This window comes from Variovorax sp. KK3, from assembly GCF_001984055.1.
In the GTDB taxonomy this organism is placed as follows: Bacteria; Pseudomonadota; Gammaproteobacteria; order Burkholderiales; family Burkholderiaceae_C; genus Variovorax.
This window is the reverse complement of the sequence record NZ_LYVO01000038.1, coordinates 13,393-26,643: the sequence shown is the minus strand read 5'-3', so window position 1 is coordinate 26,643 and position 13,251 is coordinate 13,393. Positions and strand designations below refer to the sequence as shown.

Annotated in this window: 14 protein-coding genes; 7 read left to right on the top strand and 7 right to left on the bottom strand. The window is 70.3% G+C overall.

Annotated features, from left to right (window positions below):
• Positions 1-25: 25 nt before the first annotated feature.
• Entirely contained in the window at positions 26-928 is a 903-nt protein-coding gene (locus B0W80_RS18755; RefSeq protein WP_077000700.1) for a ketopantoate reductase family protein, read from the top strand.
• 36 nt (positions 929-964) lie between these two features.
• On the opposite strand, the gene B0W80_RS18750 is transcribed toward B0W80_RS18755, so the two are convergent.
• Positions 965-2,098, bottom strand: a complete 1,134-nt coding sequence (locus tag B0W80_RS18750; RefSeq protein ID WP_077000699.1) for a DSD1 family PLP-dependent enzyme — start codon at positions 2,096-2,098, stop codon at positions 965-967.
• Positions 2,099-2,243: 145 nt separating this feature from the next.
• On the opposite strand from B0W80_RS18750, the gene B0W80_RS18745 reads away from it, so the two are divergent.
• Positions 2,244-3,242 carry a LysR family transcriptional regulator gene (locus tag B0W80_RS18745; protein ID WP_083745490.1) on the top strand — a complete coding sequence of 333 codons (999 nt, stop codon included), beginning with the start codon at positions 2,244-2,246 and terminating at the stop codon, positions 3,240-3,242.
• On the opposite strand, the gene B0W80_RS18740 is transcribed toward B0W80_RS18745, so the two are convergent.
• A complete protein-coding gene (locus tag B0W80_RS18740) occupies positions 3,179-4,483 on the bottom strand; it encodes a D-amino acid dehydrogenase (protein ID WP_077000668.1) in 1,305 nt (434 codons plus the stop codon). The genes B0W80_RS18745 and B0W80_RS18740 overlap by 64 nt on opposite strands.
• A 131-nt stretch (positions 4,484-4,614) precedes the next feature.
• On the opposite strand from B0W80_RS18740, the gene B0W80_RS18735 reads away from it, so the two are divergent.
• Both B0W80_RS18735 and B0W80_RS18730 read left to right on the top strand, forming a co-directional pair.
• Complete coding sequence (locus tag B0W80_RS18735; RefSeq protein ID WP_077000667.1) at positions 4,615-5,082, top strand: winged helix-turn-helix transcriptional regulator; 468 nt, start codon at positions 4,615-4,617, stop codon at positions 5,080-5,082.
• A gap of 29 nt (positions 5,083-5,111) precedes the next feature.
• The gene (locus B0W80_RS18730) at positions 5,112-5,621 is read left to right on the top strand and encodes a hypothetical protein (RefSeq protein WP_077000666.1); all 510 of its coding nucleotides are present in this window, start codon (positions 5,112-5,114) and stop codon (positions 5,619-5,621) included.
• A 13-nt stretch (positions 5,622-5,634) separates the two neighbouring features.
• On the opposite strand, the gene B0W80_RS18725 is transcribed toward B0W80_RS18730, so the two are convergent.
• The 5 genes from B0W80_RS18725 to B0W80_RS18705 all read right to left on the bottom strand — a co-directional run bounded on the left by B0W80_RS18725 (position 5,635) and on the right by B0W80_RS18705 (position 10,209).
• Positions 5,635-6,453 carry an extracellular solute-binding protein gene (locus B0W80_RS18725; protein ID WP_077000665.1) on the bottom strand — a complete coding sequence of 273 codons (819 nt, stop codon included), beginning with the start codon at positions 6,451-6,453 and terminating at the stop codon, positions 5,635-5,637.
• On the bottom strand, positions 6,437-7,279 hold the full coding sequence (locus B0W80_RS18720) for a substrate-binding domain-containing protein (RefSeq protein ID WP_077000664.1): 843 nt from the start codon (positions 7,277-7,279) through the stop codon (positions 6,437-6,439). Before B0W80_RS18720 ends, B0W80_RS18725 begins: the two co-directional genes overlap by 17 nt.
• Positions 7,276-7,968 (bottom strand): phosphate ABC transporter ATP-binding protein, encoded by a 693-nt coding sequence (locus B0W80_RS18715; RefSeq protein ID WP_077000663.1) that lies wholly within the window; start codon positions 7,966-7,968, stop codon positions 7,276-7,278. The genes B0W80_RS18720 and B0W80_RS18715 overlap by 4 nt, the downstream gene beginning before the upstream one ends.
• Entirely contained in the window at positions 7,965-8,714 is a 750-nt protein-coding gene (locus B0W80_RS18710) for an ABC transporter permease (RefSeq protein ID WP_077000662.1), read from the bottom strand. The genes B0W80_RS18715 and B0W80_RS18710 overlap by 4 nt, the downstream gene beginning before the upstream one ends.
• A 97-nt stretch (positions 8,715-8,811) precedes the next feature.
• Positions 8,812-10,209, bottom strand: a complete 1,398-nt coding sequence (locus tag B0W80_RS18705; protein ID WP_306171866.1) for a PLP-dependent aminotransferase family protein — start codon at positions 10,207-10,209, stop codon at positions 8,812-8,814.
• Positions 10,210-10,572: 363 nt separating this feature from the next.
• Between B0W80_RS18705 and B0W80_RS18700 the strand changes: the two genes are divergently transcribed.
• From B0W80_RS18700 to B0W80_RS18690, 3 genes are read left to right on the top strand one after another with little or no spacing between them, the layout of a single operon-like run.
• Positions 10,573-11,055 (top strand): MSMEG_0572/Sll0783 family nitrogen starvation response protein, encoded by a 483-nt coding sequence (locus B0W80_RS18700; RefSeq protein ID WP_077000660.1) that lies wholly within the window; start codon positions 10,573-10,575, stop codon positions 11,053-11,055.
• A gap of 47 nt (positions 11,056-11,102) precedes the next feature.
• On the top strand, positions 11,103-12,128 hold the full coding sequence (locus tag B0W80_RS18695) for a Nit6803 family nitrilase (RefSeq protein ID WP_077000659.1): 1,026 nt from the start codon (positions 11,103-11,105) through the stop codon (positions 12,126-12,128).
• Between the two features lie 20 nt (positions 12,129-12,148).
• Positions 12,149-13,240 carry an MSMEG_0568 family radical SAM protein gene (locus B0W80_RS18690; protein ID WP_083745493.1) on the top strand — a complete coding sequence of 364 codons (1,092 nt, stop codon included), beginning with the start codon at positions 12,149-12,151 and terminating at the stop codon, positions 13,238-13,240.
• The last annotated feature ends 11 nt before the right edge of the window (positions 13,241-13,251 follow it).

The window sequence follows — 13,251 nt, the reverse complement described above, 5'->3', positions numbered from 1 at the left end:
AAGACCAATTTGCATGGAGCACGGCATGAAGATCGCGGTGATGGGCGCAGGTGCGGTGGGTTGCTATTACGGCGGCATGCTCGCGCGCGCCGGGCATCCGGTGGTGCTGATCGGGCGGCCCGCGCACGTCGAGGCCGTGCGGCGCGACGGCCTGCGCATGGAAACGCTGAGCTTCGACGAGCACGTGCGGCTCGATGCGAGCACCGAGACGGCCGCGGTCGAAGGCGCCGGGCTCGTGCTCTTCTGCGTGAAGTCCACCGACACCGAAAGCGCCGGCGAGGCCATGCGCCCTCACCTCGCGCCCGATGCCCTGGTGCTCACGCTGCAGAACGGCGTGGACAACGCGAAGCGACTGCAATCGGTGCTGCCCCAGGAAGTGGCGGCGACGGTTGTCTACGTCGCCACCGGCATGTCGGGCCCCGGCCACGTCAAGCACAACGGCCGTGGCGAACTCGTGATCGCCCAATCATCCAAAAGCGCGCAGATCGTCGAGTTGCTGGCCGCTGCCGGCGTGCCAGCGCAGATCTCCGACAACGTGGATGGCGCGCTGTGGTCCAAGCTGATCCTCAACTGCGCCTACAACGCACTGTCCGCCATCACGCAGATGCCCTACGGCCGGCTGGTGCAGGGCGAAGGCGTGCAGGCCACCATCCGCGAGGTGGTGAACGAATGCCTGGCCGTCGCGGCGGCCAGCGGCGTGACGGTGCAGGGCGACGTCTGGCAGGCCGTGCAGCGCATTCCGGTGACCATGCCCCTTCAGTTCTCGTCCACCGCGCAAGACCTCGCGCGCGGCAAGCTCAGCGAAATCGACCACCTCAACGGCTACGTACTGCGCCAAGGCGAGGCGCTGGGTGTCGCGACGCCGGCCAATCGCGTGCTGCACACGCTGGTCAAGCTGCTGGAGCGGCGGGACGCGCAAGCGGCCTGATCCGCGCTTCGCGCGGCCGGCCGCCGCGCGCCACGCTCACCAGCCGTGAAAGCGGCTCCAGGTCTGCACGCTGCCGTCTGGCGCCAGCGCGTGGTACTCGGGGAACTGGGCGCCCGTTGCGCAAGCGTGGTTGGGCAGGATGCGCAGCCGCGTGCCGATCGGCAGGCGCGACACGATGTCTTCGCCGCTTCGCAGCCCCTCGACGGCCACGATGCCGTGCTCCTGGTTGGCGCCCTGCATCACGTAGCCCGGCATCGGCACGCCGTCGACCGTGCACACCTGGCCGTAGCCCCAGTCGCGCTTCTGCTTCTGCGTGCCGCGGTCGCGGCTCATCGCCATCCAGCCCGCATCGACGATGGCCCAGCCCTTCTCGGGCTGGTGGCCGATCACGGTGGTGAGCACGCTGAGCGCGAGTTCGTCGATGCCGCAGATGCCGCCGTTGTGCATCACGAGGTCGAAGAACACGTAGACGCCGGCGCGCAACTCGGTCACGCCGTCGAGCGTTGCCGCCGACAGCGCGGTCGGCGTCGAGCCGACGCTGACCACCGGGCACGGCAGCCCCGCCGCGCGCAGCCGCTCGGCCGCCTGCACGCAGCCGGCACGCTCCTGCTCGGCCAGGGCCGCCAGCGCCTCGGGCGTGTCGAGTTCGTAGCTCGAGCCCGCATGCGTGAGCACGCCGCCGAGGCGCATGCCGGCATCGTGCAAGCAACCGCCCACGTCGAGCAAGGCGGGTTGATCGGGACGGATGCCCGAGCGGTGGCCGTCGGTGTCGATCTCGATCCAGACCTCGAAGGCCTCGTCGTGCGCACTGCCGAAGGCCGCGATCTGGCGCGCCGAGGCCAGGCTGTCGGTGATGATCTTCAGGTCGCAGCCGCGCCGCCGCAGCGCCAGGGCCTGCGGCAGCCGGTGCTCGGCCATGCCGACCGCGTAGACGATGTCGGTCACGCCATCGGCGAAGAACTGCTCCGCCTCCTTGAGCGTCGACACGGTGATGCCCTGCGCGCCGGCCGCGATCTGGGCGCGCACGACCGGCGTGCACTTGGTGGTCTTCACGTGCGGGCGCAGGCGCGTGCCGAGCGCATCGGCGCGAGACTGCATGCGCTCGATGTTGTGCTGCATGCGGGCGACGTCGACGATCGCCGAGGGCGTGTCGAGCCGGTCGAAGGGCATGGGCCGCGGGTTGCCGGCGAGCGCGCCGGGCATGTCGGGCAGATGGGGCATGTGAGGTTCGGCAGTTGTCGGCATGCCCGTACTGTAGAAACTCGGCGCCTGCTTGTGGTTTACGCTCGCTGCATCAATCGTTAAGCTCCACTGAATGCTCCGCATCGAGGACCTGCAACTGGCCGCGGCACTGGCCCAGGCGCCATCGCTCAGCGCCGCCGCCCGCGCCCTCAACGTCACGCCGCCCGCGCTGTCAATGCGGCTGCGCAAGCTCGAGTCCTCGTTGGGCCTAGCGCTGGCCGTGCGAACGGCCCGGCGACTGAGCCTTACGGCCGAAGGCGAGCGCTTCGCGCGCGAGGCCGCCGAACTGCTCGGAAAGCTCGAGACCCTGCCCCAGTCCTTTCAACGCGACGACCGCCAGCTCACCGGCACCTTGCGCATCGCGGCGCCTTTCGGCTACGGCCGGCAACGCATCGCGCCGATGCTGGCGCGCTTCGCGCGGCTGCATCCGGGCCTGCGATTGCAGCTCGACCTGCGCGAAACACCCTGGCCCGACCGGCACGATTCCGACGTGGTGATCCACATCGGCACCGTACGCGATTCCTCCTGGGTGGCGCGCACCCTCGCCTTCAACGAGCGCTGGCTGTGCGCGAGCCCCGACTACCTGCGCCGCCACGGCACGCCGGCCGAGCCGCGCGCGCTTGCCGGCCATGCCTGCATCAGCATCCGCGAGAACGAAGAGGACGTGACCCTGTGGCACTTCCATCGCGCTGGCGCCGAATCGGAGCGACCCCGCAAGGCCCGCGAAGCGGTGCGCATCGTGCCGGCCTTCACCACCAACGACGGCACGGTCGCGCGTGAGTGGGCCGAGCAAGGCCTGGGGCTGGTGCTGCGCTCCGAATGGGATGCGGCCGAAGCGGTCGCGCGCGGCGCGCTGGTGCGGGTGCTGGACGACTGGCGGCTCGACAGCGCGCCGGTGCTGGCGCTGGTGCCCACGCGGCGCGGCCGCACGGCGCGCGTGCAGGCGCTGCTGCAGTTCCTCGAGGATTCGATGGGCGGGCCGGAACGGCATCCGGCCGCTTCGCCGATTCAGGCTGGAACGTCGACCGGCCGCGTGCCGACCGGCCGGGGCGCTGCCGGACGCGGCAGGTAGCGGTCCACGCCGAGGCCATCGGTGCGGATGTCGGGCCGGCGCCCCATCACCTGGTCCGAGATCAACTTGCCGGAGCCGCAGGCCATGGTCCAACCCAGCGTGCCGTGCCCGGTGTTCAGGAACAGGTTGCCGTAGGGCGTGGGGCCGACGATGGGCGTGCTGTCGGGCGTCATCGGGCGCAGGCCGGTCCAGAAGCTCGCGCGCGCGAGGTCGCCACCGGGGAAGAGTTCACCGACCACGCGTTCCAGCGTCGCGCGCCGCTGCGGGTTCAGGCGCAGGTCGAAGCCAGCCAGCTCGGCCATGCCGCCGACGCGAATGCGGTCATCGAAGCGCGTGACCGCGACCTTGAAGGTCTCGTCGAGCACGGTCGACTGCGGCGCGAGCGCGGGGTCCACCAGCGGCACGGTCAGCGAGTAACCCTTGACCGGGTAGACCGGAATCTGCAGGCCCAGCGGCGCGAGGAAGTCGCGCGAATAGCTGCCGAAGGCCAGCACGTAGCGGTCGGCCTGCAGCGTTTCGCCACACACGCGCACGCCGGTGATGCGGCCGCCCTCGGTGACCAGGCCGTCGACGGACTGGCCGAAGCGGAAGTCCACGCCCAGCCCGCGCGCCACGTCGGCCAGGCCGCGGGTGAACAGGTGGCAGTCGCCGGTCTCGTCGTTGGGCAGGCGCAGGCCGCCGGCCAGCAGCTCGCCGGTGCGGGCCAGCGCCGGCTCGAAGGCGCCCAGTTCGCGGCGGTCGAGCAGTTGGTAAGGCACGCCGCATTCCTCGAGCACGGCCAGGTCGCGCGCCACCGCATCGAGCTGCGCCTGCGTGCGAAAGAGCTGCAGCGTGCCCTGGGTGCGGTGCTCGTAGTTCACGCCGGTCTCGGCGCGCAGTGTGCGCAGGCAGTCGCGGCTGTATTCGGCGACGCGCATCATGCGCTCTTTGTTCACCGCATAGCGCTCGGGCGAGCAGTTCTTCAGCATCGCGGCCATCCAGCGCAGCTGGAACAGGGTGCCGTCGGGGCGGATCGACAGCGGCGCGTGCTTCTGGAACATCCACTTGAAGGCCTTCAGCGGAATGCCCGGCGCCGCCCAGGGCGTCGAGTAGCCGGGGGACACCTGGCCGGCATTCGCGAAGCTGGTTTCATCGGCCGCGCCGTTCTGGCGATCGAGCAAGGTGACCTCCGCGCCGGAGCGGGCAAGGTAGTAAGCCGTGGTGACGCCGATGACGCCGCCGCCGAGAACGATCACTTTCATTGCGATATCCGTTGATTGCCGATCAAGAACTCAAGGTTATTCGCCCATTCGCCATAAAATCCACCGAACTTTGGCTCAACAGAAGTGACTTTTCCTGCCACAGGCCTATCCAAGTCGTTGCCCGCAGTGAAATGACCGAACTCGACCGCACCGACCTCAAGATCCTCGACATCCTCCAGCGCGAGGGACGCCTGCCCATGACCGAGCTGGCGCAGCAGATCGGCCTGTCGACCTCGCCCTGCACCGAGCGCGTGCGGCGCATGGAACGCGACGGCGTCATCACCGGCTACCACGCCCGCATCGACCCCAACGCATTGGGCAAGACGCTGCTGGTGTTCGTGGAGATCACGCTGTCGTCCAAGTCGGCCGACGTCTTCGACAAGGTGCGGAGCGAACTGCTGCACATGCCCGAAGTCATGGAATGCCACCTGGTCTCCGGCGGCTTCGACTACCTCGTGAAGGCACGGCTGCGCGCGATGAGCGACTATCGGCGCCTGCTGGGCGACATGCTCAAGAAGCTGCCGGTGCCGGCCGAGTCGAACAGCTATGTGGTGATGGAAGAGGTGAAGGAGAGCCTCTATCTGGCGCTGGATCGGTGAACCGCCCTATGGCCCTTTGGAGTTGCAAGATGCGCGCACTACGCCCCGTTCTCTTCTCGCTGGTTCTGGCCTTTTTCGCGCTGGCGGCCGCTTCGCAGCCCAGCCAGCGCCTCGACATCACAGGCGCCGTGCGCGACAAGCTGAGCCTCGACGTGGCGGCCCTCGCCGCCTTCGCCGCGCCGGACATCGGCCAGTTCACGCAAACGCGCAGCGGCCAGGGCACCGAGACTCGCAGCACGGTGCGAGGCGTCAAACTGGCTGCGCTTGTCGAGCGCGCCGGCTTGTCGGCGCCGGGGCCCAACGACTGGAAGAACCTGGTCGTGGTCGCCACCGCCACGGACGGCTACCGTGCCGTGTTCTCGTGGCCGGAGATCAGCAACACCGCCGTGGGTGACGGCGTGCTGGTGCTGTTCGAGCGCGACGGGCGTGCGCTGGATGCACGCGAGGGCGGCATCGCGCTGCTGTCGGCTGCCGACCGTCGACTCGGGCCGCGGCACGTGCGCAACCTGGTGCGCATCGAAGTACGCGCGCTCGACTGAGCATCGCCGTTCTTCAGGGCGCGAGGAAGCCGGCCTTCCGCAGCGCCTGCTGCCCAGCGCCCTGCACCAATCCATCGGCAAAGGCCTGCGCCGCGGCGGGCGCGCCCTTGCGCACGGCCAGGCCGTACTCGGCGGTCACGTTGATGGCGGGTGGCACGTCGACCACCTGCAGCCCGGGCTCCTGCGCGACCGCCACCACGGCATTCGTGCAGTAGGTGAGGAACACGTCGGCCTGCCCGGTCGCCACCAGCATGCCGTAGACGTTGCGGCCGGCCGGCGGTGGCGGTGAGTTGGGGCCACCGGTGAGCTGCAGTGCCTTGTCGGCCAGCCGGCGCGCCGTGCCCGCGGGCGCCGCACCGCTGCGCTCGACGCGTTCGAACAGCTCGAAGGCGTAGTCGCCCGAGGGGTCGGCCTTGGGCGTCGAGGTGCCCAGGCGAATGTCCGGATCGAGCATGGTGCGGACCAACGAGTCGCGCGTCACGCCCAGGCCGGGGCGGGCCAGGGCGCAGAGCGCGTTGCGTGCGAAGGCCCGGGTCGGGCCCCAGGCGCCGCCATCCGACAACGCTTGCGGATGCGCCATGTTGGCCGAGGCGAACACGTCGGCCGGCTCGCCGCCCGCGATGCGCTCGCGCAGCAGGCCCGAAGCGCCGAAGTGCAAGGCGATGCGCGTGCCGGGGTGGGCTTGCTCGAAGTCGCGCGCCGCCTGCGTGATGGGCTCGCGCAGGCTGCCGGCCGCGTGCACCGTGAAGCCCGGCACCTGCGCGCCGGCCACACCGCCCACCATTGCACTGGCCAGCACCATCGCGCTTGCGACCCTATTGCGCCGTGGCATTCGGGAAGAACAGCTGCTCGCCGCCGATCTTGTAGCTGGCGATCGTCGACTGCCCGGCCGGCGAGATCACCCAGTCCACGAACTTCTGCGCGCCGGCGCTGTTGAGCTGCGGAAACTTCGCCGGGCTGACCACCATCACGCCGTACTGGTTGAAGAGCCGCTTGTCGCCCTCGACCAGCACCGCCAGGTCGGCGCGGTTCTTGAAGCTGAGCCAGGTGCCGCGGTCGGCCAGCACGTAGCCGCCGCTCGACGCCGCGATGTTGAGTGCCGGGCCCATGCCGCAGCCGCATTCCTTGTAGCCGCTGCCCTTCTTGTCGTTGGGCACTGGCTGGCCCGCCTCGGCGATGCCGGTCTGCGCCCAGAGCCGGCGCTCGGCCGCATCGGTGCCGCTCTTGTCGCCACGCGAGACGAAGGCAGCGTTGGCCGTGGCAACCTTCTTCAGCGCGGCGACGATGTCCTGTCCCTTGGTGCCGGCCGGATCGGCCTTGGGGCCGACCAGCACGAAGTCGTTGTACATGACGGGTTGGCGCTTGGCGGCGAAACCCTCGGACACGAATTTCTCTTCGGCCGCGGTGTCGTGCACGAAGAGCACATCGGCATCGCCGCGCTTGGCCATGTCGATCGCCTGGCCGGTGCCCACCGCCACCACCTTGATGTCGATGTTGCTGGCCTGCTTGAAGGCCGGCAGCAGGTGCGAGAACAACCCCGACTGCTCCGTCGAAGTCGTGGACGCCATGGTGAGCGTCTGTGCCTGCGCCTGCGCCTGCATCGACATGCCGCCGGCCGCCACGGTCCACGCGATGGCCAAGAGTTTCAGTGTGTTCATGCCAGTTCTCCTTTTACGAAAAGTCGGGCCGCATCGGGCAGCGGCCCCTGAAAAAAATCGTCGACGGGCAGGTCCGCCAGCACGCGACCCTGCTCCATGTAGACCACGCGGCTGGCCAGGCGCTTGACCTGGCCGAGGTTGTGGCTCGCGAACACCAGCGTGCGGCCATGCGCGGCGTCGGCGATCAGCGCCTCAACCTCGCGCTTCGCGGTCGGGTCGAGGCTGGCGGTGGGTTCGTCGAGCAACAGCACCGCCGGCTTGAGCGCCCAGGCGCGCGCCAGAGCCATGCGCTGCTGCTGGCCGCCCGAAAGCGTACGCGCATTGCGGCCTGCCACGCCCTCCAGGCCCACACGGGCCAGGGCTTCCAGGGCTTCGCTCTGTGCGACGCGCCAGCGCACGCCGCGCAGCCAGAGCGCCAGCGCGACGTTGTTGCGCACGCTCATGCGCAGCATGTGCGGGCGCTGGAACAGCATGGCCTGCGCTTGCCGCGGCACCCGGCCGACGAAGCTGCCGGCGGCATGCGGCACCAGGCCATGCATCACGCGCAGCAGGGTGCTCTTGCCGCTGCCGTTGGCGCCGATCAGCGCGACGCGCTCGCCGGCGTGGATCGACAGCGTGGCCTCCTGCAGCGCCAGCACGCGGCCATAGCGAACCTCGATGCGGTGCAGCGCGAAGAGCGCCTGCGTCAAGACGCCGCCTCCAATCCGCGCACGCCGGCCGCGTCGGCGGCACCGCCATCGACGCGTTCCCGCCAGCCGCGCAGCGCGCTGATCGCGAGGTTGAGAAGCAACACCACGCCCAGCAGCACCAGGCCCAGCGCGAGCGCCAGCGGCAGGTCGCCCTTGCTCGTCTCGAGCGCGATGGCGGTGGTCATGACGCGCGTGAAGCCGTCGATGTTGCCGCCGACGATCATCACGGCGCCCACTTCCGACACCGCGCGGCCGAAGGCGGCGATCAGCACCGTGACCAGCGCATAGCGTTCGTCCCACACCAGCAGCAGCGATCGCGTGAACGAGCCGGCGCCGAGCGAGCGCAGCTGCTCGCCGTGGGCGCGGTCGGCGTCTTCGATGGTCTGGCGCGTCAGCGCCGTGACCACCGGCAGCACCAGCAGCGACTGCGCCAGCACCATGGCCTTGAAGGAGAACAGCCAGCCCAGGAAGCCCAGCGGGCCCGAGCGCGACAGCAGCAGGTAGATCACCAAGCCCACCACCACCGAGGGCAAGGCGAGCAGCGTATTGAGCAGCGTCAGCAGCAGGCCGCGGCCCTTGAAGCGCGCCACCGCGAGCCAGGCGCCGAGCAGCAGCCCCAGCCCGCAGGCCAGCACGCAGGCAGTGGCGCTCACCGCCAGCGAACGGCCGACGATGGAGAACAGCACGGGGTCGGCACGGGTCAGGAGATGCCAGGCGGCGACGGCGCTGTCGGTGAAGGTGTTCATGGGGTGCGCCGGCAGTATCGGTAGCACGCCTGTCCAGCCTATGCAAATGAATGCATAAGTAGGTGGTGGGGCGGCCCTAGCCGGGCCCGACGCGTCGTCAGCCCGCGCGCAGCGGCGCGGCCGTGCCCACTGCCGGCCCCACGCCCTCCAGCACGGCCTGCCGCACCGCACGCAGGGCCCGGCCGCAGTCCTCCCGCGTCAACGCGCCGCCCAGGCACAGGCGCAAGGCCTCGGGCGGCATGCGGTCGGTCGAGAAGGCCTGGCTGGCCACGGCCGCGACGCCCAGGCCCTGCAGCGCGAAGGCGATCTCGGCCCCTTCGCGGGCCGCGGCGCCCTGGTCCTGCAACGGCAGCCACACGTGGAAGCCCTGCGGATGGGTCCGCACACCCAGGTCGCCCAGCACCTCGCGCGCCTGCGTGCTGCGCCAGTTGCATTCGGCGCGCATGGCATCGAGCACCTGCGCGCCGACGCCCGACTCGAGCCATCGTGTCACCAGCCCGGCCGTCCAGGGCGACGCCATGACGGTGGTGGCCCGCAGCGCGCCCGCGAGGCGCAGCGTCGCCGCCTCCGACGGTGCGAGCACGAAGGCGTTGCGCAGGCCGGCACCGAGCCATTTCGAAGTGCCGCTCACGTAGTAGGTCAGCCCCGGCGCGAAATCGGCCAGCGGTGGCGGCACGGCGGGTGCGAGCATGCCGTAGGCGTCGTCTTCGATGATCGGGATGCTGTGGTGCGACGCGATGTCCGCGAGCTGCTCGCGCCGCCCCAGCGACAGGGTCGAGGTCGTCGGGTTGTGGATGTTCGGGCACAGGTACAGCGCGCCGATCGATGCGCTCTTGCAGAGCAGCTCGAAGGACTGCGGCACGATGCCTTCGTCGTCGCACTGCAGCGGCTGCAGCTGCGTGCCGAGCTGCGCCGCGATCGCCTTGAGTCCCGGATAGGCGAGCGATTCGACCGCGAGGCTCTGCCCCGGCTTGACCAGCATGCTCAGCAGCGCGAGCAGCACGCTGTGGATGCCGGGCGCCACCAGCACGCGCTCGGCCTTGGCATGGCTCACCCACTGCCGCAGCCATTGCGCCGCGACGCCGCGCTCGCGCTTCGAGCCGCCGGCGTCGCGGTAGCGCATGAGGTCGGGAATCGGCGTGCCCGACACATAGGCCGCGGCCTCTTCCTGCAGCCTGAGCGTCACCGGGTGGTCGGCCAGCTCCGGCGGCATGTTCATCGTCATCTCGGCGCCCGTGCCCGCGCGCAGCGGCAGGCCGATGAAGGAGCCGCGCACGTAGGAGCCGAGGCCCGGGCGCGACGCGATCAGCCCGCGCTCGCGCGCCTCGGCGAAGCCGCGCACGACCGTCGTGTAGTTGAGCCCGAGCTGATGCGCCAGCTCGCGCAGCGGCGGCAGCCGGTCGCGCGGCGCCAGGCGGCCACGCTGCAGGTCTTCGGCCAGCAGGTCGGGGATGAGTTGGTAGGCGGGCAGCCCGCTTTGTCGGAGGCGGGGCACCCAGTGCGCGAAGGGCATGCGTCGAGTAGAGCGCAAACCGTGCCCGGCCACACCGCGGGCGCCGGCCATTTTTCGGTGCGCCGTGCCATTGATTGGATGCATTGATTGCATCGGCGCGCCCCGTGCTTGGTGCGGCCGATGCGCGGGCGGCAACGCCGTGCGCGGTGTCGCGCGCGCACCGACGGGCCGGCGATGCGGGCCTGCCGCGCTTGATCGGGCATTGATCGCACCTGTCGGCAGCCCGCGGGTACGGGCCTCGCAAGGGACAGCGTACCGCCGACGCGAAACGACCGACCGGGTTGATCGCATCGACGGACCACCGACCCTTCAGCCACCCCGACTCAACCGAACCGAGAGGATCCCATGCCCCAAGTGACCCACCCCGCAGCCCAGAAGGGCGACTTCCTGGTCGACTACGAAGAGAAGGTCTTCGAGGACGTGAAGGCCGCGCCGGGCGACAAGGCCCTCGTGACCTTCCACACCGTGGCCTTCGAAGGCTCGATCGGCTTCGTCAACCTGCTGCAGGCCACGCGGCTGCAACGCAAGGGCTTCGACACGTCCATCCTTCTCTACGGCCCCGGCGTGACGCTGGGCGTGAAGCGAGGCTTTCCGAAGCTGGGCGACGCCGCCTTCCCGGGCCACCAGAACTTCAACGAGCAGATCACCAAGTTCATCGCCGAGGGCGGCAAGGTCTACGCCTGCCGCTTCGCGCTGCAGGCGCTGTACGGCCACGGCGAAGGCGCGCTGATCGAAGGCATCCGCCCGATCAATCCGCTGGACGTGCTCGACATCGTGCTGCTGCACCGCAAGGAAGGCGCTTTCATCCTCGACACCTGGACGCTCTGAGGCCTGCCCGACAGAAGCAAGGAAGCACGCAAGGACAGGAGCAGACCATGGCCGTCACGAAGAAGACCGGAAAGAGCGTGCGGGCCGCCGCCGCCCAGATCGCACCCGACATCGACAGCGCCGAGGGCACGCTCGCACGCGTGCTCGAGACCATCGGGCAGGCCGCCCGCCAGGGCGTGGAGCTGATCGTCTTTCCGGAGACCTTCGTGCCCTACTACCCCTACTTCTCCTTCGTGCAGCCGCCGGTGCGGCAGGGGCCCGACCACCTGCTGCTGATGGAGCGCGCCCCCACCGTGCCCGGCCCGGTCACCGACGCCGTGGCGCAGGCGGCGCGGCAGGCCGGCATGGTGGTGGTGCTCGGCGTGAACGAGCGCGACCACGGCAGCCTCTACAACACGCAGCTGGTCTTCGACGCCGACGGGCGCCTCGCGCTCAAGCGCCGCAAGATCACGCCGACGTACCACGAGCGCATGGTGTGGGGCCAGGGCGACGGCAGCGGCCTGCGTGCCGTCGACACCCGCGTCGGCCGCGTGGGCGCCCTCGCCTGCTGGGAGCACTACAACCCACTGGCCCGCTATGCGCTGATGGCCGACCACGAGCAGATCCACTGCGCGCAGTTCCCGGGCTCGCTGGTGGGCCCGATCTTCGCGGAGCAGATGGGCGTGACCATCCGGCACCACGCGCTCGAATCGGGCTGCTTCGTGGTCAATGCGACGGGCTGGCTGCACGACGAGCAGATCCGCCGCATCACGCCCGACGAGAGCCTGCAGGGCGCGCTGCGCGGCGGCTGCCATGCCGCGATCGTCTCGCCCGAAGGCAAGTACCTGGCCGAGCCGCTGACCGAGGGCGAAGGCCTGGTCGTCGCCGACCTGGACCTGGCGCTCATCGACAAGCGCAAACGCATGATGGATTCGGTGGGCCACTACGCGCGGCCCGAGCTGCTGAGCCTCGGCATCCGGCGCGAGGCCGCGGCCACCACCCGCGAGCTCGACACGGCTGCCGCTGCCGCCGCGCCCGAGCTTCCCTCTTCCCTGTCAGCCATGAACGACGCCGTCGTACCGGAGGCCGCATGAACCTCGCCACTCGCGACTTGATGACCGAGCTGCAGACCCGCGGCCTGCGGCTCGAAGCCCCCCAGGCCGGCGCCGCCAGCCGCCGCGGCGGCGCGGGCCCTTCGGACCACAAGGCTGTCACCGTCGACGGCGTGACGCTGATGGTGCCCGTGCACACGCACGGCGCTTTCGACTCGCCCTTCGTCGCCGGCACGCCCGACGCGGGCGGCACGGCGACGCTGAAGCGCGGCACCATCCCGATCGCGCAGATCGCATTCCCGCGCACGCCGCGCTTCTACGGCAGGCAGACCGCCGACGGCATTCCCTACCAGCAGATCGCGACGCTGCACGGCACCGACGTGCTGGCCACCACCGTGCTGCAGACCTGCATCCGCTACGAGAGCCGGCGCAAGGCCTGCCGCTTCTGCGCCATCGGCCAGTCGCTGGCGGCCGGGCGGACCATCGAGCGCAAGACGCCGGCACAGCTGGCCGAGGTCGCGAAGGCCGCCGTCGAGCTCGACGGCGTGCGCCACATGGTGATGACCACCGGCACGCCGCCGACGCGCGACCGTGGCGCGCTGATCCTCTGCGAGAGCGCGTCGGCCGTGAAGGCCGCGGTCGACCTGCCGATCCAGGTGCAATGCGAGCCGCCCGACACCGACGCCTGGTTCCGGCGCATGAAGGATGCGGGCGCCGACACGCTGGGCATGCACATCGAAGTCGTCGGCGAGGACTTGCGCCGGCAGATCCTGCCGGGCAAGGCCGAAGTGCCGATGAGCCGCTACTGGGACGCCTTCGAGGCGGCCGTGGCCGTGTTCGGCCGCGGCCAGGTCAGCACCTATCTGCTGGCCGGCCTGGGCGACAGCGCGCAGGCCCTGCTCGCCACGAGCGAGCGGCTGCTGTCGATCGGCGTGTATCCCTTCGTCGTGCCCTTCGTGCCGATCAGCGGCACGCCGCTCGAAGACCATCCTGCGCCGGGCGCGCCCTTCATGCAGTCGGTGCTCCAGCCCTTGGGCGCGATGGTGCGCGAGGCGGGCTTGCGCGCCAGCGACATCAAGGCGGGCTGCGGCCGCTGCGCTGCCTGCTCGACGCTGTCGGTGTTCGAGGAAGCCGACGAACTGGCCGCGGCCTGACCGGGGAGACA